The sequence below is a fragment of the Pseudomonas sp. Pseusp3 genome (genome assembly GCF_047304225.1).
GTDB lineage: Bacteria > Pseudomonadota > Gammaproteobacteria > Pseudomonadales > Pseudomonadaceae > Aquipseudomonas > Aquipseudomonas fluorescens_CD.
On sequence record NZ_JBGLYV010000248.1, the window covers coordinates 1 to 497 of the forward strand.

At 64.6% G+C, this 497-nt stretch carries 1 protein-coding gene; it reads left to right on the top strand.

What is annotated here, in order from left to right; genetic code table 11:
• Nucleotides 1-497: VCBS domain-containing protein (locus ACCD00_RS30765; protein WP_413428938.1), on the top strand; the 497-nt coding region annotated here is incomplete at both ends.

Consider the following 497-nt stretch of genomic DNA (forward strand, 5'->3'; position numbering starts at 1 on the left):
TCAGCTCGACCGACATCGATCACGATGCCACGGCGACCTGGAGCATCAATGGCTCGCCAACTGGAACCTATGGCTCGATCGCCGTGGACAGCAGCGGCCAGTGGACGTACACCCTGGCCAACGGCACCGATGGCGTTGCCAGTGCCGTGCAATCGCTGAAGGCCGGCGAGAGCCATGATGAAGTGTTTAGCGTACAAGTCAGCGACGGCCTCGGCGGGGTGGACACCCAGCTGGTGACCGTCACCGTCACCGGTAGCAACGATGCGCCGGTGCTCAGTTTCGCGGAGGGCAATGCGACCGGCGCGGTGCAGGAAGACACCACGCTCAGCGTCAGCGGCCAGTTCAGCTCGGCCGACATCGATCATGACGCCACCGCCACCTGGAGTATTGCCGGGTCAAATACCGGCACCTTTGGCGCGATCGCCGTGGACAGCAGCGGCCAGTGGACGTACACCCTGGCCAACGGCACCGATGGCGTTGCCAGTGCGGTGCAGTCG